Here is a 21,367-nt window from a genome sequence, read left to right as displayed (position 1 = left end):
GGCCTCGTTTATCAAAAGAATCTAAATATTCAGAGAGCGGCCGGATCCCCTGACCGGTTGTATTGCATCGCCAAGGCTCTATGATGAGGTGTCTCCACACTTGGCCTTGACTGTCATGGGATGCTCAAGACCACGGACATCGCATGCATACGTCCGATACTAGGTCGGATTTTAAAGACCATCTCGGGCGCGTTGCTGGTGATGCTGGGCATATCATCATTTGCCATACCAGCTCATGCCGCGCGTTCGACCTTTCGAACTTACGATGCAGACCAGGGGCTTGCCAGTGTCGGTGGTGCCTGCATGATCCAGGACCACGCAGGCTATATACTTGTCTGCAGTGAACATGGCGTGTTCGCCTACAACGGCCGGCGGTTCGTCAATCTGGGACCCGATCAGGGTTTGCGCGAAGGCGGGACCGTCTACGGGCTCGCAATCACGTCCAACGGACGGATCGCCGTCACATACTCAGATGAGATTTTGATCTCCGATCGTGTGTCCGACGCCTCTCACGCACCTAGCTTGCTTCGGTTTCACAAAGCTCTTCATCCAGGCGTGTCGTTTTCAAATAACAAGCCGCACCACCTAGTACCTTGGCAGGGCGGGTTCGTGCTTCTCGCTGGCGATGCGACCTTGCGTATCATTGTCCCGGACAGTGGATCGCCTCATGTGGAGACCATGAGCTATGATCCGGGAGAGCAGGTGCTTCTCGCCGGAGCGCTTTCGGTCTTCTCGGTCCAAGGGGCTCTCTGGGAAGCGCTTGATGATGGACGGTTGTGCAGGGCCGATCCTGGTGATGTGAAATGTTACGGAGTTGCACAAGGACTGCAGGGCGGCAACTGGTTGGATGTTGTTGCCGGCAGTGGTGATTCCATTGCGGCGCGCTCGCTCACGTCTGTCGCGACACTTAATCCTGGGTCTCAACAATGGAATGTTGTCGTTCTTCCTGACCAGGGTGATCGCTACCTTATCTACGCTTCCTATCTTGGCCTGTTCAGAACTCCCGACGGTCGCCTCGTGACGCAGACCAATCACGGACTTGCGGTTCTCGAGGCAAGCGGATGGCGCGCAATCACAGTAGAGGATGGGGCGCCCCCCGGAACTATCGTCGGCGCCATGACCGATGCGACAGGTCAGTTTTGGCTTCAAATCTACGGAGGTGGTCTAGTTCGCTGGTTAGGCTACGGACACTGGCAGACGCTCGACAAGACCGAAGGCGTATCTGATGGCATGTCCTGGATGTTGGCCAACCTTCCCAACGGCTCGGCTTGGCTGGCTACCGATACCGGGATTGACGAAATCGTCCGCATTGGCTCACGCCTCCAGATAGGCCGAGTGATTCCCGGTCCATCGTTTGCGGTTGCGGCCGGACCCGAAGGCAAGCTCTGGACGTCCGCCGCCTCCGCCGGCGTAGAGGTTATCGACACTGTGGACAACTCGGTGACCCGCCTCAATACGCCTCCCGTCGACACGATTGTTTCTGATCCTCATGGGGTGGTCTGGATCGGTACGGAAGCTGGATTGTTTCGCGTCGATACTCATCAGGGCATGCCGCTCCGGGCCACGCAGGTCGGATCGCTTCACACGGCAGTGCCCGCCCTCATGAGGGACGGGTCCGGAGGAGTGTTCTATCTGTCCGGCAATCGCCTTCGACACCTGCACCATGACATGAGCGACATTGCGGTTGGTGGCGTCTGGCCAAGCGATGCGTTCGAGCTGATCACACTTGTCATGGGTGGCGACAAAACTCTATGGGTTGGTGGTCCAGGGGGCCTCTTTCGACTTGTCGTGGCGAACGACCAGGTTTTGTCGTTTCACCCCATTGCCACTGCCGATATCCAGAGCAACTCCGTCTTTACCGTCATGGTGGACCACCGGGGCTGGGTGTGGACCGGAACGACGCTGGGTGTTTCCGTATTCAACGGTCAGCATTGGGTTTCCGTCGATGCGGACGGCGGCTTGCTGTCGAACGATGTGTCCCAGGGCGGCATCAGGGAAGATCCGGACGGCTCGATGTGGATCGTGACGAGCCACGGTCTGTCCCATCTTCTAAATCCAGACCAGATGTTCACGGATCGCCCGATCACTGCACTGATAAGCGGTGCCTATCTCGGCACGCTCCCGGTCAGGGGCGACATGCTGCCCTACAGTAATGCCGCGTTGTCATTGCAGTTCGGCACGCCCAACTATGGTGCCGAGCGGTCCATCCTGTTCCGCTATCGCCTCTCGGGCGTGGATGCGGACTGGGCGGAATCATCCTCCGGCATTGTGCGCTATCCGTCCGTCCCGCCCGGTCGTCATCTGCTGACCGTGGTCAGCTACGACAAGCTGACCCATCGGTCTTCCACCCCGACCGAGCTCACCGTCGACATCGCCTATCCATGGTGGCGCCGCTGGTGGTCCGAGGCGCTCTGGGTCCTGGGTGGCGTCGCGTTCGTGTATGGCGCGATGCGCCTCCGGTTCTGGGCTATCCTGGTCCGACAGGCGGAGCTCCAGCGCCATGTTGCCGAAGCAACCGCGCAGCTGCGTTATCAGGCCGCCCATGACAGCCTGACCGGCCTGCTCAACCGGTCCGAGGTGGAGCGGCGGCTTGCCGCCAAGCTGTCGGGCGGCGCGGTCGGCGGCGAGATGATCGTGGCGCTGATCGATATCGATCACTTCAAGCAGGTGAACGACAAGTACGGCCATCTAGGCGGCGACGACGTGCTTCGATCAATCGGCCGCCTCGTTTCGGGAACCATGCGCGACGGCGAGCATGCCGGACGATACGGCGGCGAGGAGATCCTGCTCGTCCTGCAGGATGCCGACGGCGCCGGTGCCAAGCGGGTGCTGAACCTGCATCGCGCGTTCCGGGAGAATACCTTCAGCGCGGCCGGCACCGTAATCCGCCTGACCTGCTCGATCGGCTTGTCGTGGGTGGTTCCGGGCGACGACTGGGAATCGCTCGTCGGCCGCGCTGACACCGCGCTGTATGAGGCAAAGGAGGCTGGTCGCGACCGTGTCGTCGAAAGCCGTTCGGTCGATCCGGGCAAGCCGGCCGTTGCCGTGCAGCGTCCCGGGCCGGCTCTCTGACCGGTCGAACGCGCCTCAGCGCTTGCGCACGAACTCGGACCGAAGAACCAGGCCCTTGATCCCCTCGAAGCGGCAGTCGATCTCGTGTTCATCGTCGGTAAGCCTGATCGACCTGATGACAGTGCCCTGCTTCAGGGTCTGGCTCGTGCCCTTCACCTTCAGGTCCTTGATCAGGGCGACCGAATCGCCATCGGCGAGAACGGTCCCGGCCGCGTCGCGGACGTCTGCCCTGCTCGTCCTCGGGATGGCGACCGGCGCGGGTGGCGGCCCCCATTCTCCGGTCGCCTCGTCGTAGGTGTAGTCGCCGCTCGTGTCTGTCATGTCAGCTCCTGTCGCATGAAGCAGGCTGTTTCGATCGGATGGCGCGATATCGTTGCGGCGGCCCTTGTGATCCGCGGGGAAGCACCCCGGATCGGCCAAACCGTCAGTTGACCGAAACGGGATGCAACCATTGCGCGCTGGAAGCGGTTTTAGCCAAATCGAGGGAGGATAGCCCGTGCCGTTCGACGGGACTGATTTCAATGCCGGTCGCAAGCAACCGAGGCCCACCGGAGACAGGGTGTTCGGCTTCCTGTTCCTGTTCTGCGCGATCTGCCTGCTGGTGATGCCGATTTCGGCCGCGGCCCTGGTCGATATCGTCCATTATTTCTGGGCCAGCTGAAGCCTTTACGGTAGCACGCCTCTGGCCGGGAGCATCGGCTCCGGCGCCGGTTCGTCCAGTGCCTGCAGCAGGTCGATCTCGATCGTCCTGGTGATCGCCAGCATCGGTACCGCATGCGGGCTGTCCTCGAACGGGCTTTCGAGATCCCCACCGATCTCGTCGAGAGCGACGAACAGAAAGCCCACCAGCGTCGAGCCGAACGGGGTGATCCAGCCGAGATCCTGCACCATCGAGAGCGGCAGGATGAGGCAGAACACCCGGACCAGCAGGCGGGGCAAGGTCGAGAACTGGATCGCCAGCGGCGTGTTCCGGATGCGTTCCAGGCCGCCCTGCGCATTGGCCAGGTCGGACAGCATGCGGTCGATCTCGGCCTGAGCCGCCGGATGGATTTTTCGTTCGAGCGCCTGAACCCGGACCAGCACGCCGATCTCGTACAGAATCGCGTTTGCCTGGTTTCGCCGTCCCCGAACCCGGGCTGCGAGTTCGGGTGTCAGGAAGCGCTGCACCTCCGGCGTGACATCGACGCCGCGCAGCCCGCCGCGGAGCGCGTGCCCGAAGCCGATCATCGCACGGGTCAGTTCCGGCGCCCCGCCCAGCAACGTCGCCATCTGCCGCGAGAAGCTGCGCGAATTGTTGACCACCGAGCCCCACAACGTACGGGCCTCCCACCAGCGGTTATAGGCCGTGGTGTTGCGCACGCTCATGAACAGCACCAGCGCGGAGCCGATCAGCGAGACCGGCAGCGCCGGCTGGTCCATCCAGCTCCGGTGGGCGAGCTGGAATATCAACACGACGATGATGTCCCAGGCGAACAGGGCCCCCAGGGAACCGAGGCTCTCGGTGAGCATCCGGGCGACGCCGGTCCGACGATCGACGATCAATTGCTCAGCCCGGACAGGCCGGGCGACGGCTGGACGAGGGTGTTGCTCTGACGCACGCAATATCTCCAGCGGCTGATTAGGTGAATCGTGGGCAGATGCCGAATGAACGATCCCGGCCTGCGCCGCTTCTAGCTGCTCGGATACAACGAGGAGCAAAGACATGTCAGCACCTGAAAGCCTCAAGGACATCTACGCGGACGAGATGAAGGACCTCTGGTCGGCGAACGACCAGATGATCGCGGTCGTCAAGCAGATGGCGCAGAAGGCCCATGACCCGAAGCTCAAGCAGACGCTCGAGGCCTCGACCGCCGGTATCGCCAAGCATGCCGACACCCTGAAAGCGCTGCTCAAGGACGCCGACGAGGAGGTCGAGAAGGAGCACTGCAAGGGCATGGAGGGGCTGGTCAAGGAAGCCCTCAAGCACACCACGAAAGAGGCGCCGGAGGATGGCGAGCTCCTGGATATCGTGATCGTCGCCCAGTATCAGCGCATGTGCCACTACGGGATCGCCGGGTTCGGCTGCGCCACCGCCTATGCCGAGGCGCTCGGCATGAAGGACCACGTCGCCAAGCTCAGGGCGATCGTCGCCGACATCTACAAGGCCGATGAATACGCGTCGAAGCTGGTCGAGAAGACCGCCAAGGCTGCCGCGAAATAGGTCCGGAGCCGTCGGGGCGGGGGCATCGGCCCCCGTCCTGATCTATCGGGTCCTGGCGGACTGGTGACCGCGCTCGGCATCGGCCGCCTTCCTGCACTCGAACTTCCCGTGCTTGGTGTGTCCGAAATACGGGTCGCCCTGCACGTGGTAGGCATGGTTGCGAGCGTTCACCCAGACGATCGTATCACCCGGGCACGAGATATCGGGCGTCACCGCGGCGGTCTTCATCGCGGGTGATGACTGGACCGCCGACGACTGGACCGCCGACGACTGGGCAGGTGACGACTGGGCAGGTGACGACTGGGCAGGTGACGACTGGGCAGGTGACGGTCGGGTCGGCGCCGTCGGCGTGCTCGCCATGGCCGGCGCGGATGCCATCGCGGCAAAGCTGGCGAAGGCCAGCACAAATCGGTTCATGGATGACCCAGTCCCACCGGCCAGCCAGGTTGGCTGTCTCCGGCGCCGAGGTTAATCGAGCCGGCGGGTCCTGTCTTCACAAAGCGCCAAGCGGCATGCAGACCTGGTTCGCCTGCGGTCGATGATGTCCAGGGGCGGCTGGCATGACGCTTGCTCGATCCGCCTCTTGCAGGCCGCCGTTGATGGCGGGCCGACGCTGTTCCATCGTTCCGTGACCGTGCCATACAGGCGGCCGTTGGTTTTGACCGGAGACTCGCCGATATGCCGATCCTGACCCGCCGCACCCTGCTGGCTGCAGCCGCGTCCGCCCCTCTGGCATCCGCATGGAACACCCGGCGTGCGGTCGCCGCACCATCCCTGGCGGCGGTCGCGGAGAACGATGCGGTCATCGCGTTCGGTCATATCGGCCCGATCTCGGACGGCGGCTGGAGCTCGACCCATCATCGTGCATTGCTGGCTGCGAAGGCCGCCTTTCCGGCTGCGAAGTTCCTGGAGGTCGAGAGCATCCCGGTTTCGGCGGATGCGACCCGGACCTTTCGCCAGTTCGTCGAGAACGGCGCCAACATCGTGTTCGCGTCCTCGGAATACGGCGACCTGCTATCCAGCGTTGCCGACGATGCGCCCGACGTCGCCTTCCTCGAATGCAACGGGCACCGGCTGTCGGACAATGAAAGCTGGTACTATATCCAGCACTGGATGATCGGCTACGTGATCGGCGTCGCCAGCGCGCGGATGAGCAAGTCCGGCCGCCTCGGCTTCGTCGGCTCTTTCCCGGTACCGGCCGTCTATGCCTGCGCCAACTCGTTCCTGCTCGGTGCACGCTCGGTCAATCCGCATGCGACGGCCCAGGTGATCCTGATCAACAGCTGGTTCGATCCGCAGGCGGCGTCACAGGCCGCGTCCGCGCTGATCCAGAACGGTGTAGACCTGATCTATACCAATCTCGACGATGCATCCTGTCTGCAGGTCGCCCAGAAAGCCGGCATCAAGTGTGCGACCTGGAACACCGACATGCGCAAGTCGGGCCCGGACGCCTACATCACCTCATTGTTGCTGGACTGGAACGGCTACTGCAACGACCAGATCGGCCGCCGTCTCAAGGGCAGCTGGACCGCAGGTAACGGGGTATTGCTGCCGGTCGGCCACGGTGTCGATCGCGATGCCTGGGGACGGAGCGTGCCGCCCGATGTGGCGGCGCAGGCGGACGCAGTCCGTACGCGAATCATCGGCGGTTGGAACCCCTTCGTCGGCGAGATCAGGGACATCGATGGCAAGGTCCGCGTGCGACAGGGCGAGAGCATGAACGATGCCGCCTGCAGCGCCTGGAGCTGGCCGGTCGAAGGCGTCACCGGCCTCAAGAACGCCTGAGCCGGCGACACGGGTTTTGGTCGTCGCTTCCAACCTGGACAGTCAGCGCGGCTCGCTGGTGGCGTTGCGCGGCATCACCAAGTCGTTCTACGGCGCGCTGGCCAATGACGGTGTCGATTTCACTCTCGCCGGCGGTGAGATCCACGCGCTGCTGGGCGAGAACGGTGCCGGAAAATCGACGTTGATGAACGTGCTGACCGGCCTGTACCAGCCGGATGCCGGAACCATCCTGATCGAGGGCCATCCGAGACGGATCGAGAGCCCGTCTGTCGCGATCGCGACCGGCATCGGCATGGTGCACCAGCATTTCAAGCTGGTGCCGGCGTTCACCGTGGCCGAGAACATCCATCTCGGCTGGTCCGAAACGCCGTGGCGCGCATCCGCCTCGGTGCTGGAGGCACGCACCGCCGCGCTGGTCCGGCGGTTCGGCCTGACCGTGGTCCCGTCAGCCCATGTTGCCGACATTTCCGCCGGCGAGCAGCAGCGTGTCGAGATCCTGCGCGTGCTGGCGCGCGGCGCGCGTATCCTGATCCTCGACGAACCGACGGCGGTGCTGACGCCCGCTGAGGTGCAGGTCCTGTTCGCAGCACTTCGTGCGTTCCGGGCCGAGGGCAACTCGGTCATCCTGATCAGCCACAAGCTCGGCGAGGTCATGGAGATCGCCGACCACGTCACCGTCATGCGCGCCGGCCGCTCGGTCGCCAGCCTGCCGACCGCCGGCGCCAGCCGGGCCTCCCTGGCCCGCCTGATCATCGGCGAGACCAGCCTGCCGACGGCACCGGAAGCAGGGCAGGGGGTATGCCCCGACGCGCCGGTCCTGCTGGAACTGCAGGGCGTGACCGTGCGCGACTCCCGGCGGATCGTCCTGCTGGACGGTATCGACCTGCAGGTGCGGGCCGGCGAGGTGCTCGGGATCGCCGGCGTGGCGGGCAACGGCCAGCGCGCCCTGAGTGAAGTCCTGACCGGCTGCCTGCGCCCCGACGAGGGCCTTGTTCTTGTCGATGGAGTGCCGGTAGCACAGCCCGACGCGCGCGATTTCGCCGAACGTGGCATCGGCCACATCCCCGAGGACCGGCTCAAGACCGCGCTTGCCGCCGACCTGTCGCTCGCCGAGAACGCGGTGCTGCGCGAGTACGCGCGCCCTCCGGTCTCGCACGGCATCGCCTTCCGTCCCGGCCGGGCGCGCATCCTGGCCCGGCGCATCATCGACGACGCCGAACTGGACCGTCGCGACCCCGACATGCCGGTCCGCAACCTGTCGGGCGGCAACCAGCAGCGCCTGGTGGCGCAGCGCGAGACACGCATCGCCAGCCGTGTGCTGGTCGCCGCGTATCCGACCCGCGGTCTCGATATCGGCGCGGTCGCCACGCTGCATGCGGCGATGCACCGGCTGAGTGCCCAGGGCGTCGGCGTGGTGCTGATTTCGGAGGAGATCGAGGAGTTGCTCGAGCATGCCGATCGCATCGCCGTGCTGTTCGCCGGCCGCATCGCCGGCATCCTGCCCGCCGCCGAGGCCGATCCCGAACGGCTCGGCCTGCTGATGAGCGGCCAGACCGCCTCCCATCCGGCCGGAGCGATCGCGCTGTGACCCGCACCACCTGGACCATCCAGCGTGTTCCCTCCATTTCCGGCAGCCTGCGCGTCGGCGCCTATCTGGCCTCGGGCCTGGCCGCGGTGCTGGTCGCCGGTCTCCTGCTCAGCCTGCTGGGCCTGCATCCGCTGGCCCTCGGCGGCCAGGTCCTGCACCAGAGCCTCGGCAGCCGGTACGGCTTCGAGGATCTGCTGCTGCTGGCCTCGCCGCTGGTGATGTGCGGGCTCTCGGTGGCGCTGATGCTGCGTGTCGGCTTGTGGAACATCGGCGCCGACGGGCAGTTCTTCGTCGGTGCCATCTGTGCTGCCGGCGTCGGCCTGTATGGCCCGCACTGGCCGCTGCTGCCGATGCTGGTCCTAATGGGGATCGCGGCCGCACTGGGCGGTGCCGCCTGGATCGCCGTGCCGGCACTGGCCCGCCTCACCCTCGGCACCAGCGAGATCATCACCACGCTGCTGCTGAACTTCGTCGCCCGCCTGCTGGTCGATTATCTCGCCACCGGCCCCTGGCGCGACCAGCACAGCTCGGTCACCGCCCAGTCGCCGCGCATCCCGTACGCGATCCCGAAGCTGCCGCACGACTGGCATCTCGGCGGCGTGCACTGGGGAATCGCGGTCTCCGTGGCGCTCGCGGTCGTCACCGCCCTGGCGTTCCGGTTCACGCGCTGGGGCTACGAGTTGCGCATCTGCGGCGCCAACCGCAACGCCGCCGCCTATGCCGGCATGCGCGTCCGGCGCCGGCTGCTGGAGGCGATGCTGATCGGCGGCGCCATCGCCGGCATCGGCGGCATGCTGGAACTCGCCGGCACGGTGCACCGGCTGCAATCCGGCCTGTCCAACAGCTATGGCTATGTCGGCATCATCGTCGCCGTGCTTGCCGCTTCGTCGCCGGTTGGCGCGATCGTCACCGGCCTGCTGATGGCACTGGTGCTGAACGCCGGCACCGTGCTGCAGACCCACGGCATCCCGGCCAGCGCGTCGGTGGCACTCACCGGGCTGATCCTGATGTTCGCCGCGATCGGCGAGCGCCTGGCCCATTACCGCGTGGTCGTCCTGCACCCGCGTGCGCCGGCTCCGTTATCCGCCAGGACCGCAGCATGAACATCGTGTCCGGGCTGCTCAACACCGCCATCCTGTCCGGCGGCGTGCTTGCCCTGGCCGGGCTGGGCGAATTACTGGCCGAACGCGTCGGTGTGCTGAACCTCGGCGTCGAGGGGCTGATGGCGCTCGGTGCCGTCACCGCAATCGCCACCGTGGCCGCCACCCATGATCCGTATATCGGCTTTCTCGCCGCACTGGCCGTCGGCGCGGTTGCGGGAAGCCTGTTCGCGGTTGCCACGGTGCTGGCGCGCGCGAGCCAGGTCCTGTGCGGCATGGCGCTGACCATGGGTGGCCTTGGGCTCGCGGCCACCATCGGCCGGACCTATGCAGGACAGCCGGCTGCGGCGACGTTCGAGGCCCTGCCGATCCCGCTGCTCGATCGCCTGCCGATCATCGGGCCGGCTTTGTTCGACCAGAACATCCTGGTCTACCTGACGTACCTGATCCTGCCGTTCGTTCTGCAGGCGCTGCTGTTCCGCACCCGCCATGGCCTGACGCTCCGCGCCATCGGCGAGAACCCCGCTGCCTGCGACGCCGCCGGCATCCGCGTGATCCCGTTACGCTTCATCTATGTCGTGCTGGGCGCGGCGGTGTCCGCATCCGCCGGCGCCTACCTGACCCTCGGCTTCGTGCCCTCCTGGTCCGACGGGGTCACTGCCGGCCGTGGCTGGATCGCGGTGGCGCTGGTGATCTTTGCCGGCTACCGCCCCTGGCGCATCGTCGGCGGGGCGCTGCTGTTTGGCCTGGTCAACGCGCTCGGCTACCTGGCGCAGGCCCGCAACTGGGGCATCCCGTCGGCCTTCCTGTCGATGCTGCCTTATCTCGTGACGATGCTGTTCATGATCCTGCCGGCCCTGCTCGCCCGCGGCCGTTTCACCCTGTCCGCCCCCGCGGCACTCGGGGTGCCCTACTACCGGGACCAGCGCTGAGGCCACGGTCCTGCAGGGCACCGCTACCAGCGGGTCAGGATCGGGAGTGCCAGCCGCGATACGACCGTGACGATCCCGCATCCGACGCTGTACCAGACCGCCGTATAGAGCGGATCGTCGAACGGGCAGGCGAACACGAACACGAACGCACCCCAGGCGGCGGCGGCGATCCCGACCATCCAGGCGGTGCCCTTCCGGTCGGTCGGAGCGCCGCGCTGCATGAGCACCCCGAGGCCCATGACCGGCGGTATCGCCAGCAGCGTCATGTCGTGGACGCACCAGATCCCGTTGCGCCAGTCGAGGCGGCCAACCACTGCGCCCCAGCCGCCGCGCCCGGCATCGATCATCCACCCGGCACCCAGGCAGATCGCCACCAGCGCCACCACCGCGATCAGCCCGCGGCGTGGGGAGCGGACCGGGTCGAACGACATGACCGCTGCCGCGCCGCTGAACAGGGCGATCAGGCCGAGCCCGGTCAGCTTCCACCAGAAGGACGGCTGCACCATGGCAAGCGGCATGTTGGGACGCGTCGCACCCATGCCCAGGAACAGGATCAGCTCGAGCAGGCAGATGCCGCCGATGATGACCCCGTCGATGACCGGCTTGCGCGGCCGCACGGGCTTGAGACCGACCGTCAGCCGATCGATCAGGAATTCATTCGACATCGGCGCGCTTCCGTACCAACGAGCTCAGCCGGCCGAGGCCACGGTGGATATTGACCTTCACCAGCGACATCGTCTGCCCGGTGCGCGACGATGCCTCCTGAATACTCAGGCCCTGCAGCTTGACCAGGCGAATGACATCGGCTTGCGCGGGCTTCAATTCATCGAGCAGTCGTTCCAGCGACCTGGCGCTGGTGACTGCATCTTCATGATCGGGAATGGCAATGTCAGTCGTCAGTTCCTCGGTCCGGGACGATTTCATCGCTCGCAGCCGGTCGATCCATTTGTAGCGGGCGATCGCGCCGAGCCACGGTTCGAACGGCCTCGATGGCTCATAGGTATGGCGCTTCTCGTGCACTGCAAGCAGCGTGTCCTGCACGGCATCGTCCACCATCGCCGGCGGCAGGCGCCGCACGAAGTAACGATGCAGCCACGGGTCGATTTCGCCGAGCAGGCGCCGATAGACGGCGGCGTTGCCGGATTGCGCCGCCGCCATCATCTCGGTCCAGCCGCGATCGCTCACACCATGTCCTGCTGATCCCTTGGATCCGGATTTGCCCGATAATGACCAGGACGATTCGGGTACGATAGGACCGTCGAACCGACGCCGCAACATGGCCGGTCCGGGACTATCGCTCGGCTCGCATGTGTCCGCGGTCATGCATCGGCCCGGAACTCCAGGGCAATGCCGTTCATGCAGTAGCGAAGACCGGTCGGTTTCGGGCCATCATCGAACACATGGCCGAGATGCCCGCCGCAGGTCGCGCAATGCACCTCCGACCGGTCCATGCCGAAGCTCGTGTCGGTGGCCACGAGAACCTCTCCGCCGATCGGCTGCCAGAAGCTCGGCCAACCGGTCCCGCTCTCGAACTTCGTGGCCTCGTCGAATTTGGGCCGCCTGCAGCCGGCGCACAGGAAGCGGCCGTGGCGCTTCTCCTTCAGCAACGCGCTGGACCAGGGAACCTCGGTGCCGGCCTGCCGGAGCACCTCGAACTGGCCCGGGCTGAGCAGGCGGCGCCACTCGGCCTCGGTGTGGACCACGGCGTATGGATGGGCCTCCGAACCGCCGACGGTCGCGGTCGTGGCCATCGGCGGCGCGGCCAGTGCACCGCGTGCCGCGGCCACGACGCCCAGAAAAGCCACGCCCTTGATCAAGATGTCCCGTCGATCGTGTCGCATCATCCGTCCCGCCGCTCTCCAGCTTCCACATGGTATTCGCGGCGGCACCCCGGCGGTTACAGTACGGTGCGCCGAAATGTTTCCGGCCGTCGTAACCGGATCCTCCGCCCCGCCGAATGCCGGACCAACGGGGGTCGTCCAATCATGAACCAGATGCATCGAAAACCAGGGCGGGCGCCGAGGGCGCATCCTGCCATCGTACGCCTGACTCACTGGATTTCGGCCGCCGCGATGGTCTGCATGATCATGAGCGGCTGGCGGATCTACAATGCATCGCCGATCCTGCCCTTTACGTTCCCGGAATGGGCGACGATCGGCGGCTGGCTGGGCGGTGCGCTGAACTGGCACTTCGCCGCCATGTGGGCCCTGGCCGCCGCCGGTGCGATCTATCTGGTCTATGGTTTCGGCAGCGGCCATTTCCGGCGCGATATCAGACCGGTCGGGCCGCGCGCGATCCTGCGCGACATCGTCGCCGCGCTGACCCTGCGCCTGGCGCATCGCGAAGGTCACTACAACGCGGTGCAGCGGCTGCTTTATTCCGGTGTGCTGGTTGTCATCGTGCTCACCGTGATCACCGGCCTGTCGATCTGGAAGCCGGTCCAGCTCGGTTTCCTGTCGTGGATATTCGGCGGCTATGCGGTTGCCAGGGTGATCCATTTCACCATGATGGTGTTGATCGTCTGCTTCATCGTGGTGCATCTGGCCCTGGTTGCTCTGGTCCCGTCGACATTGCGCAGCATGATCACCGGCGGCCGGGTCGCCGAACCGATCGACCGGGAGACCGCATCATGAACCCGTTCAGGCGGGTCCGCCCGACCTATGACGAGGTTCGTCCCGACCTGGTCAAGATCGAACGCCGGCTGATGCTGCGCAGTGCCCTGTCGCTCGGCGCCTTGTCGATGCTGACCGGATGCAACCTGGAAGATGGCGACTCCGTCGATGAGGCGTTGAAAATCATGTCGCGCTTCAACGACAAGGTCCAGGCGGCCCTGTTCAGCAATGACCATCTTGCCGCAACGTTCCCACCCGGCGCGATCACCAAGCCGTTCCCGTTCAATGCCTATTACGGGATGGCCGACATCCGTACCGTCGATGCCGCGAGTTGGCGTCTCGAACTCTCGGGCCAGATCGCCGATCGACGTCCCTGGTCGCTGGCGCAGCTTCGCGAGTTGCCGCAGCAGAGGCAGATCACCCGTCACATCTGCATCGAAGGCTGGAGTGCGATCGGCGACTGGTCCGGCGTGCCGTTCTCGGTCTTTCTGAAAAGGATCGGTGCGGATCTCCGTGCGCGCTATGTCGGCTTCAAATGCTTCGATGATTACTTCACCAGTATCGACATGGCGACGGCGCTGCATCCACAGACGATCATGGCGCTGGACTATGGAGACTCGCCACTTCCGCCGGCCTATGGCGCGCCGCTGAAGCTGCGGATGCCGACCAAGCTCGGCATCAAGAATCCGAAATATATTGCGGCCATCACAATCACCAACCATAACCCCGGCGGCTACTGGGAAAACCAGGGCTACAACTGGTTCAGTGGATCATAAGTCGTTGGATGACCGTTCGACGACATTCGGGATTCTACCATCTTCATGTAACCGCCGGAACGACGCCGGCGAATGAACAGGCAGGTTATCGTCGCAACCGCGACGATCCTGCATGATCGAGGATCTCGTTATGTCCAAGCGTCTTTCCGTCTTCTCCGCCATCGTCATGATGGCAGGCTCTGTGTCCTTCACGGCGTACGCACAGGACACGATGCAGAAACCGGCATCCTCGATGTCACATTCCAGCATGTCGCATGACAAGATGGCAGCGCCGGGCGGCTCCATGGCCCATGACAAGATGTCATCCGGTGCCATGACGCATAGCGCGATGAAGCACGATGCCATGGCCCATGACAGCATGGCGAACGACAAGATGGCGGCCCCCGCAGAGCCGAAGTAAAACACCGCCATCGGGCAAGGCGTTTCTACCTAGCCTTGCCCGCCCCCCAAATTTGCGCCGACTGTCGATCCTACGCTTCCGCCAGTGGATGGCTCACCGCACGCGGCCTGAGTCCGATCGACCCGATCAGCAGAAGCACCAGCACGAACGCCACGAACACGAAAAGCGAGGCGGTGCCGCCGCGCAGCACCTGCGATCCGACCAGCGGTCCGACGATGGTTCCCAGCCCGAACAGCAGCACGAGTTCGCCGGCGATGTGGGCCGCCGGACGATCCGGGGCCTCGCGGTTGGCGATACCGACGCAGAGTCCATAGATCGGATACTGCGCGAAGCCGAAGGCTCCCATCAGGCCGATGAGGGCGGCCGGCGGCAGATGCGGCATCAGCGCCAGCGGCGCACAGACCAGCAGGCCCAGCAGGATCACGCCGGTCAACAGGGTCCGCTGCCCCAGTTTCTCCGCCAGCATGCTCAACGGCAGGTAGGCGATCGCGCCACCGATCGAGTTGGCTGCCAGCATCAGCGTGTCGGCGCGCATCGACAGCGCCGACATCATGCCGAACACCGGCGCCAGGCCACCGATGACACCGGTGATGACGCCCGCGCCGATACAGCCGGCCGTGCCCAGCGGTGACCGGCGCATCAGCAGGCCGAGACGCGGCCGGAAGACGGGACGAATGGGCGGTCGCGGCAACCGCCCGAATGCGATGGGCACCGCGGAGAGCGCCACCGCTGCCGCCGCCAGCAGCAACGGCGTTGCTGCGGCGACATCGACGACACCGAGGCTGAGCGTTCCAAGCAGCGAGGCCAGCAGGTTTACCACCATGTAACTCGCAAAGCCGATGCCGCTGCCCGCCTGTTCGACCAGCCAGCCCTCGACGATCGCCGACAGGCCGCCGAAGCAGAACCCGGTGATCACCCGCAGTCCGACCCAGGCCCAGTCGTTGGGGAACAATGGCAGCAGGGCCGTGGCAACCGCGGAGACCAGCGCGAGGCCGAGAAAGGCGCGGACATGACCGAACCGGCCAAGCATCTGCCCGACGCAGATGCAGGCGAGCACGAAGCCCATCGACCAGCCTGCCGAGAATAGGCCGATCAGCACCATGCTGCTGCCACGCTCGTGGCCCAGAATGGGCAGCAGGACCCCCTGCAGGTTGGTGCCGAACACCAGGAACATAACGGCGAAAAGCAGCCAGCCCAACGACAGGATCATCATTCGGTCCGGTCTCGATGTCATGGATGTGCCTCCGTCGGGGCCTAAGGCCGTGCGGTCGACCCGTCCGGCCCGTCCGGTGTTACATGGGCTTCGAGTTGGCGGCCACCTCAGACGCGCGCCGCTGCGATAATCGGCCCGCCACGGCCCGCCTGCACCAGGATTGCGGCTTTCAGGCCAGGCTCGCCGGCGGCAGGCAGGGCGTAGGTCTGTGTCTGCCCCTTCCAGTCTCCTAGAGACACCAGCTGACGAACCACGTTGCGGTGCGGCAATGTCTGGCCGCCATTTTCACCACGCCGGATCGGCACCTGCAGGATGTTCGGGTTGTAACGGACCAGCAGGACAATAGTGCCGGGAGCCGAGCCGGGTCCGGAAACCGTCACCCGGTCTCCCGCGACCGTTACGCTCGGGCCGCCGGTGCCGCGATCATCCTGGTGGACCAGCGCGTCGAGTTCATCACGCCTGCTGCCGACGATATCCGATCGGCCGTTGACCACGACTTCTGGAGTGAACACCTGCTGGCGATGGAACGCGTCGGCGTATTCATACTGGCGCTTGGTGAATGCCGGATTATCGAAGGTATCCTTCCAGCCGAGATTGTCCCAGTAGGTCACCTGCCATGAGAGGGTGAGAACGGTAGGATCGTCGGCGATCGCCATGACGTTGGCGTTGGCTGGCGGGCATGATGAGCAGCCCTGGCTCTGAAAAAGTTCGACGACGGTTGGATGCGCGATATCCGCAGCCCTGGCCGACTGGGCCGAGACGGCCAATCCCGCGACCATCAGGATGGCGAATGCGGTGCTTTGCAAGACCATGATCATGCTCCGATAGACGCCTGCCTGCACATGCAGGAGACGCGGCATGACGGGACTTCGCCGTGCGGTCCATCGAGGTTACGGAGGCTGAACCAGTTTGGTATTCACGATGCCGGTCATTGCGTTTTATTAACTTCCCTGCCGCATCATCCTCGTCGAAATTGCATTCGATCAGGGACGAAGCCGCTGCCGTGACAAATCTATTGCCGCCACCCCAGTGGCGACGCACCGCGACCGAGATCGCCCTGACGCTGTTTCTGGTCTGCGTCGCGCGCAGCAGTCTTGCGGCCACCTATTCCGTGTCGTCCGGCTCGATGCAGCCGTCGCTGCTGATCGGCGACCGGATGCTGGCCGAGCCGTTCGCGTATGGCTACAGCACCGCGTCGCTGCCGTTCGGGGACAGGCTGCCGCGCGGCTCCCGGATATTTGCCAGCCTGCCCCGGCGGGGCGACATCGTCGTCTTCCGCGGCCCGGCCATGCCCGGCACGACATGGGTCAAGCGCGTTGTCGGCCTGCCCGGCGACCATGTGCAGATGCGCGCCGGCCGGCTCTGGCTGAACGGCCGGAAGGTGACGTGGCATGACGACGGACCGGGCGACGAGGAAGTTGCCGATGGCAGCAAGGTTCCCGCCGAGCGCTTCACCGAGGCGCTGCCGGACGGCCGGTCGCACCCGATCCTCAAACGCTGGAAAGACGGCCCGCTCGACGACACGCCCGATGTGATCGTACCGGCCGGCTGCCTGTTCGTGATGGGCGACAATCGCGACAACTCCGCCGACAGCCGCGTCCCGGTCGGTCAGGGTGGCGTCGGGCTGTTGCCGCTCTGGAACCTGCAGGGCCGCGTCGAGCTCGTCCTGGCATCGCGCGACATCGCGGTCACCACCGGCGGCCCCACCTCCTGGATCGCGTCGATCCGCTCCGGACGTTTCCTGCACTCGATCGACTGACATGCCCTCGCTCGACCCGAGCTTGTGGGCTGGCGGCCCGGTAGCGCCAGGGCCGCAGGATGGACTATCGTGGCGGGACATTTCCGCCTGAGCGGCGTTGTGTCGAAGCGGTAGCGACGCTGAACTGTCACGGCGTCCGACTGCTTCTTCCTGGAACAGACACCGGAGTTCCGCCACATGTCCCAGACCCAATCGTCGAGCGTCGTCGTTCCGCTCGACCTGCACGTCAATGGCCGTCGGCATGCGCTTCTGCTCGATCCGCGCACGACACTGCTGGATGCGCTCCGCGAGCATCTCGGGCTGACCGGCACCAAGGTCGGCTGCAACCACGGAACCTGTGGCGCGTGCACGGTCCATATCGACGGCCGGCGCCAACTCGCCTGCCTGACCCTGGCGGCATCCGCGTCCGGTCGGCCGGTCGTCACGATCGAAGGCCTCGCCGGGCCCGACGGTACGCTGCATCCGATGCAGGCCGCCTTCGTCGAGCATGACGCGCTCCAGTGCGGCTACTGCACGCCCGGCCAGATCATGTCCGCGGTTGCCTGCGTCCAGGAAGGACACGCCCGATCCGACGAGCAGATCCGCGAATACATGTCGGGGAACCTGTGCCGCTGTGGTGCCTATCCCAACATCGTTGCCGCGGTCCGGGATGTCGCGAACGCCGGAGACGCCTGAGATGCAGCCCTTCACCTATGTCCGTGCACAATCCCTGAACGAGGCACTGCAGCAGGCCGCACAGCCGGGTGCTGCGATCCTCGCCGGCGGCACCACCATGATCGACCTGATGCGCGGCGATCTCGCGGCACCGTCGAGCCTAGTCGATATCGGCCACCTGCCCGAATTGGCCACGATCGATACCGACGGCCCGGTGCTGCGCTTCGGCGCCCTGGTGCGCATGGCCGACGCGGCCGAGAACCCGACCCTGCTACGCGACTACCCGGCCCTGCCCGAGAGCCTGCAACAGGCCGCATCGCAGCAGCTTCGCAACGCCGCCACGCTCGGGGGCAACATCCTGCAGCGCACCCGGTGTCCGTATTTCCGCAACGGCGTGTCCGCCTGCAACAAGCGCGTTCCCAACTCCGGCTGTTCCGCCCTGGATGGCGAGGATCGCGAGATGGCGTTGTTCGGCACCTCCGATCTGTGCGTCGCCAATTATCCCGGCGACTGGGGAACGGCGCTCGCGGCGTTCGACACCGACGTGGAAATCAGCTCCGCGACCGGCCGCCGCACGGTTCCGTTCGCAGACTTCCATCTGCCGTACGGCGACGATCCGGTGGTCGAGACCGTGCTCCGGCCGGGCGAGATCGTCACCGCCATCACCGTGCAGGCGACGCCGCTCGGCCGGAAATCGACCTACCTGAAGGTGCGCGACCGCCAGAGCTACGCCTACGCGCTCGTCTCGGCGACGGTCGCCCTCGAGATGGACGGCGACCACGTTAGGGCCGCACGTGTCTCGCTCGGCGGCGTCGCCTCCAGGCCCTGGCGGGCACCCGAGGCCGAGGCAGCACTTGTCGGCCGCCAGCTCACCCAGGCGACCGCCCTGGAGGCCGGCGATGCAGCCTTCGTCGGGGCGCGGCCGTTGCGCCAGAATGCATTCAAGGTCGAGCTCGGCCGCCGCGTGGTTGCCCGCGCCGCCCTGCTCGCCAGCCGGAGGATCTGAACCATGGATGGAAGCATCGGTCGTCCGGTCGTCCGTCGCGACGCCGCCGCCAAGGCCACCGGCGTCGCGCGTTATGCCGCCGATTTTCCCCACGCCGACACCGCCTACGCCGCGATCGCCACCAGCCCGATCGCCCGTGGCCGCATGACCCGGATCGACACGGCGGCCGCGGAAGCCGTCCCCGGTGTCCGCCTCGTGCTCACCCATCGCAGCCTGAACGCCACGCTGAACGGCGAGACCTTCATCATGAAGGGCGGCCACATGCAGTCCTCCTTCATGCCGCTGAGTTCGGACCAGGTGCATTATGCCGGCCAGATCGTCTCGCTGATCGTGGCCGACACCCAGGAAGCGGCGGAGGAAGCCGCGCGGAAGGTCGAGATCGACTACCAGGCCGAGCATGCCTCCGCGGCGATCGACGATCCCGATCGCATCGAGACCCGGCTGGCGGACAAGTCGATCGACAAGGGCGATGCCGAAGCCGCGTTCGATGCCGCCCCGGTCAAAATCGATGCGACCTATCTCACGCCGGCGCAGCATCACAACCCGATCGAGCTGTATGCGACCTCCGCCGTCTGGCGCGACGATACCTTGCTGGTCAACGTCCCGAGCCAGTGGGTGGTGGGCACCCAGGCCGGCCTAGCGACGATCTTCGGCATCCCGATGGCCGACATAAAGGTCGAGAGCCCGTTCGTCGGCGGCGGCTTCGGCGGCAAGGCCACCATCCTGCCGCATACCGTGCTGGTCGCGATGGCGGCGCGGCGGCTCGGCCGTCCGGTCAAGCTGGTGGTGCCGCGCGAGGCGATGTTCACCGTCGGCTCGTTCCGTCCGGCCACGCGCAGCCGGGTCCGCCTGGCCGCCGAACGCGACGGCACCCTGACCGCCGTGCTGCACGACGAGGCCGGGCAGACTGCCGCGATCGACCATATCGCCTTTGCCGGGACCGCGATCACCGCACGGATGTATGCGTCCCCCAACATCCGGATGCGGGAAACCACCATCGCCACCGACGTGAACACGCCCGGCTTTCAGCGGGCGCCGGCGGAAGCCCCCGGCTTCTTCGGGTTCGAGAGCGCGGTGGACGAACTGGCGGTGGCGCTCGCCATGGACCCGATCGAGCTGCGGATCCGCAACGAGCCCGCCCGCGACCCGGTCAGCGACCTGCCCTGGAGCAGCCGCTCCCTGGTGCAGTGCTACCGGCGCGGGGCCGAGCTGTTCGGCTGGGACCGCCGCACGCCGGGCGTCGGTTCGATGACGGCGGCCGACGGCACCCTGATCGGCTGGGGCTGCGCCACCGCGACCTACCCGTCGGCGATGGCGCCATCGTCCGCGCGGGTCCGGCTGAATGCGGACGGCACCTGCATCGTGTCCTGCGCCGCGCATGATCTCGGCACCGGCGCCTACACGGTGCTGGGCCAGGTTGCCGCCGACGTGCTGCACGTGTCCGACGAACTGGTCCGGGTCCATCTCGGCGATACCACCTTGCCGTCCGGATCGATGGCCGGCGGGTCGGTCACCACCGGATCGTCTGGATCGGCCGTGCACATGGCGGCGACCGCCGTCCGCGACCGGCTGTTCCAGGCCGTCTCGGGCAGCGGCGATACCGCCGGCTTCACCATTGCCGACGGGCATGTGGTCGGTCCGGACGGCAGCCGGCACCGCATCGCGCAGGTGCTCGGGAACAGCCCCGGCGGGTTCATCGAGGAGACCGCCAACTGGAAGCCGACCGGCATGGATGACCGGTCGATGCGTCGCGGCCTCGCCGGCGGTATGGCATTCGCGGGGCCGGTTACCGCCACGCACGTCTCGCACTCGTTCGGCGCGCAGTTCGCCGAGGTCCGGATCGACCCGCTGCTGCGCACGGTGAAGGTGTCGCGCATGGTGGGGGTGTTCGCATGCGGGCGGATCATCAATCCGCGCACGGCGCACAGCAACCTCGCCGGCGGCATGATCTGGGGCGCCAGCTTCGCGCTGCTGGAGGAAACCAGGGTCGACCGGCCGCGCGCCCGCTTCGCCAACACCGATCTCGCCGGCTATCACGTCTCGACCAATGCGGACATCGGCGACGTGATCGTCGAGACGCTGGACGAGCATGACACGGTAGTGAACGCGATCGGCGCCAAGGCGGTCGGCGAGGTCAGCATCGTCGGCATGCCCGCCGCGATCGCCAACGCCATCTACCACGCCACCGGCATCAGGGTGCGCAAGACGCCGATCCTGGTCGAGGACCTGCTGGGGTAGAACCGATCGGTTCGTGGCGCGTGCCAGCCAGG

The 21,367-nt window shown here is 65.9% G+C and carries 22 protein-coding genes; 14 read left to right on the top strand and 8 right to left on the bottom strand.

The window, feature by feature from the left end:
• Nucleotides 1-120 precede the first annotated feature (120 nt).
• Nucleotides 121-3,072, top strand: coding sequence for a ligand-binding sensor domain-containing diguanylate cyclase (locus HN018_RS17880; RefSeq protein WP_171835271.1), 2,952 nt, complete (start codon nucleotides 121-123; stop codon nucleotides 3,070-3,072).
• A gap of 15 nt (nucleotides 3,073-3,087) precedes the next feature.
• Here HN018_RS17880 and HN018_RS17875 read toward each other — a convergent pair whose 3' ends face one another.
• Entirely contained in the window at nucleotides 3,088-3,393 is a 306-nt protein-coding gene (locus HN018_RS17875) for an alkylphosphonate utilization protein (RefSeq protein WP_171835270.1), read from the bottom strand.
• Nucleotides 3,394-3,568: 175 nt separating this feature from the next.
• Here HN018_RS17875 and HN018_RS17870 point away from each other — a divergent pair, with 175 nt between their 5' ends.
• A complete protein-coding gene (locus HN018_RS17870; protein WP_171835269.1) occupies nucleotides 3,569-3,733 on the top strand; it encodes a hypothetical protein in 165 nt (54 codons plus the stop codon).
• 5 nt (nucleotides 3,734-3,738) lie between these two features.
• Here the strand turns inward: HN018_RS17870 and HN018_RS17865 are convergent, their stop codons facing one another.
• Nucleotides 3,739-4,614, bottom strand: a complete 876-nt coding sequence (locus tag HN018_RS17865) for a bestrophin family protein (protein ID WP_171835268.1) — start codon at nucleotides 4,612-4,614, stop codon at nucleotides 3,739-3,741.
• 160 nt (nucleotides 4,615-4,774) lie between these two features.
• Between HN018_RS17865 and HN018_RS17860 the strand changes: the two genes are divergently transcribed.
• Nucleotides 4,775-5,272, top strand: a complete 498-nt coding sequence (locus tag HN018_RS17860) for a YciE/YciF ferroxidase family protein (RefSeq protein WP_171835267.1) — start codon at nucleotides 4,775-4,777, stop codon at nucleotides 5,270-5,272.
• 42 nt (nucleotides 5,273-5,314) lie between these two features.
• Here the strand turns inward: HN018_RS17860 and HN018_RS17855 are convergent, their stop codons facing one another.
• Nucleotides 5,315-5,689 (bottom strand): hypothetical protein, encoded by a 375-nt coding sequence (locus tag HN018_RS17855; protein WP_171835266.1) that lies wholly within the window; start codon nucleotides 5,687-5,689, stop codon nucleotides 5,315-5,317.
• Nucleotides 5,690-5,950: 261 nt separating this feature from the next.
• Here HN018_RS17855 and HN018_RS17850 point away from each other — a divergent pair, with 261 nt between their 5' ends.
• From HN018_RS17850 to HN018_RS17835, 4 genes are read left to right on the top strand one after another with little or no spacing between them, the layout of a single operon-like run.
• Entirely contained in the window at nucleotides 5,951-7,057 is a 1,107-nt protein-coding gene (locus HN018_RS17850; protein ID WP_171835265.1) for a BMP family ABC transporter substrate-binding protein, read from the top strand.
• A gap of 16 nt (nucleotides 7,058-7,073) precedes the next feature.
• Nucleotides 7,074-8,645 carry an ABC transporter ATP-binding protein gene (locus HN018_RS17845; protein WP_239478798.1) on the top strand — a complete coding sequence of 524 codons (1,572 nt, stop codon included), beginning with the start codon at nucleotides 7,074-7,076 and terminating at the stop codon, nucleotides 8,643-8,645.
• The gene (locus tag HN018_RS17840) at nucleotides 8,642-9,748 is read left to right on the top strand and encodes an ABC transporter permease (RefSeq protein ID WP_171835263.1); all 1,107 of its coding nucleotides are present in this window, start codon (nucleotides 8,642-8,644) and stop codon (nucleotides 9,746-9,748) included. Before HN018_RS17845 ends, HN018_RS17840 begins: the two co-directional genes overlap by 4 nt.
• Nucleotides 9,745-10,677: an ABC transporter permease gene (locus tag HN018_RS17835; RefSeq protein ID WP_171835262.1), complete on the top strand. Its 933-nt coding sequence runs from the start codon at nucleotides 9,745-9,747 to the stop codon at nucleotides 10,675-10,677. Before HN018_RS17840 ends, HN018_RS17835 begins: the two co-directional genes overlap by 4 nt.
• Nucleotides 10,678-10,700: 23 nt before the next feature.
• Here HN018_RS17835 and HN018_RS17830 read toward each other — a convergent pair whose 3' ends face one another.
• The 3 genes from HN018_RS17830 to msrB form a co-directional block, all read right to left on the bottom strand.
• On the bottom strand, nucleotides 10,701-11,342 hold the full coding sequence (locus HN018_RS17830) for an NrsF family protein (RefSeq protein ID WP_171835261.1): 642 nt from the start codon (nucleotides 11,340-11,342) through the stop codon (nucleotides 10,701-10,703).
• Nucleotides 11,332-11,862, bottom strand: a complete 531-nt coding sequence (locus tag HN018_RS17825) for a sigma-70 family RNA polymerase sigma factor (protein WP_239478796.1) — start codon at nucleotides 11,860-11,862, stop codon at nucleotides 11,332-11,334. The genes HN018_RS17830 and HN018_RS17825 overlap by 11 nt, the downstream gene beginning before the upstream one ends.
• Nucleotides 11,863-11,996: 134 nt before the next feature.
• On the bottom strand, nucleotides 11,997-12,521 hold the full coding sequence (gene msrB / locus HN018_RS17820; protein ID WP_171835260.1) for a peptide-methionine (R)-S-oxide reductase MsrB: 525 nt from the start codon (nucleotides 12,519-12,521) through the stop codon (nucleotides 11,997-11,999).
• 141 nt (nucleotides 12,522-12,662) lie between these two features.
• Between msrB and HN018_RS17815 the strand changes: the two genes are divergently transcribed.
• The 3 genes from HN018_RS17815 (at nucleotide 12,663) to HN018_RS17805 (ending at nucleotide 14,465) form a co-directional block, all read left to right on the top strand.
• Nucleotides 12,663-13,310 carry a cytochrome b/b6 domain-containing protein gene (locus HN018_RS17815; RefSeq protein WP_338033988.1) on the top strand — a complete coding sequence of 216 codons (648 nt, stop codon included), beginning with the start codon at nucleotides 12,663-12,665 and terminating at the stop codon, nucleotides 13,308-13,310.
• Nucleotides 13,307-14,065 carry a molybdopterin-dependent oxidoreductase gene (locus tag HN018_RS17810; protein WP_171835258.1) on the top strand — a complete coding sequence of 253 codons (759 nt, stop codon included), beginning with the start codon at nucleotides 13,307-13,309 and terminating at the stop codon, nucleotides 14,063-14,065. The genes HN018_RS17815 and HN018_RS17810 overlap by 4 nt, the downstream gene beginning before the upstream one ends.
• 112 nt (nucleotides 14,066-14,177) lie before the next feature.
• On the top strand, nucleotides 14,178-14,465 hold the full coding sequence (locus HN018_RS17805; protein ID WP_204259568.1) for a pentapeptide MXKDX repeat protein: 288 nt from the start codon (nucleotides 14,178-14,180) through the stop codon (nucleotides 14,463-14,465).
• 70 nt (nucleotides 14,466-14,535) lie between these two features.
• Here HN018_RS17805 and HN018_RS17800 read toward each other — a convergent pair whose 3' ends face one another.
• On the bottom strand, nucleotides 14,536-15,699 hold the full coding sequence (locus tag HN018_RS17800; RefSeq protein WP_171835257.1) for an MFS transporter: 1,164 nt from the start codon (nucleotides 15,697-15,699) through the stop codon (nucleotides 14,536-14,538).
• An 86-nt stretch (nucleotides 15,700-15,785) separates the two neighbouring features.
• Entirely contained in the window at nucleotides 15,786-16,538 is a 753-nt protein-coding gene (locus tag HN018_RS17795) for a DUF1223 domain-containing protein (protein WP_204259567.1), read from the bottom strand.
• Nucleotides 16,539-16,681: 143 nt separating this feature from the next.
• Here HN018_RS17795 and lepB point away from each other — a divergent pair, with 143 nt between their 5' ends.
• The 4 genes from lepB (at nucleotide 16,682) to HN018_RS17775 (ending at nucleotide 21,335) form a co-directional block, all read left to right on the top strand.
• On the top strand, nucleotides 16,682-17,437 hold the full coding sequence (lepB, locus tag HN018_RS17790; RefSeq protein WP_239478795.1) for a signal peptidase I: 756 nt from the start codon (nucleotides 16,682-16,684) through the stop codon (nucleotides 17,435-17,437).
• A gap of 177 nt (nucleotides 17,438-17,614) precedes the next feature.
• A complete protein-coding gene (locus HN018_RS17785; RefSeq protein WP_171835256.1) occupies nucleotides 17,615-18,112 on the top strand; it encodes a (2Fe-2S)-binding protein in 498 nt (165 codons plus the stop codon).
• A 1-nt stretch (nucleotide 18,113) separates the two neighbouring features.
• Nucleotides 18,114-19,097 (top strand): FAD binding domain-containing protein, encoded by a 984-nt coding sequence (locus tag HN018_RS17780; protein ID WP_171835255.1) that lies wholly within the window; start codon nucleotides 18,114-18,116, stop codon nucleotides 19,095-19,097.
• Nucleotides 19,098-19,100: 3 nt separating this feature from the next.
• Nucleotides 19,101-21,335 carry a xanthine dehydrogenase family protein molybdopterin-binding subunit gene (locus HN018_RS17775; RefSeq protein WP_171835254.1) on the top strand — a complete coding sequence of 745 codons (2,235 nt, stop codon included), beginning with the start codon at nucleotides 19,101-19,103 and terminating at the stop codon, nucleotides 21,333-21,335.
• Nucleotides 21,336-21,367 lie beyond the last annotated feature (32 nt).

The sequence above is a fragment of the Lichenicola cladoniae genome (assembly GCF_013201075.1).
Classification (GTDB): Bacteria; Pseudomonadota; Alphaproteobacteria; order Acetobacterales; family Acetobacteraceae; genus Lichenicola; species Lichenicola cladoniae.
The sequence above is the reverse complement of the archived record's forward strand: the minus strand, read 5'-3'. Positions and strand labels throughout refer to the sequence as shown.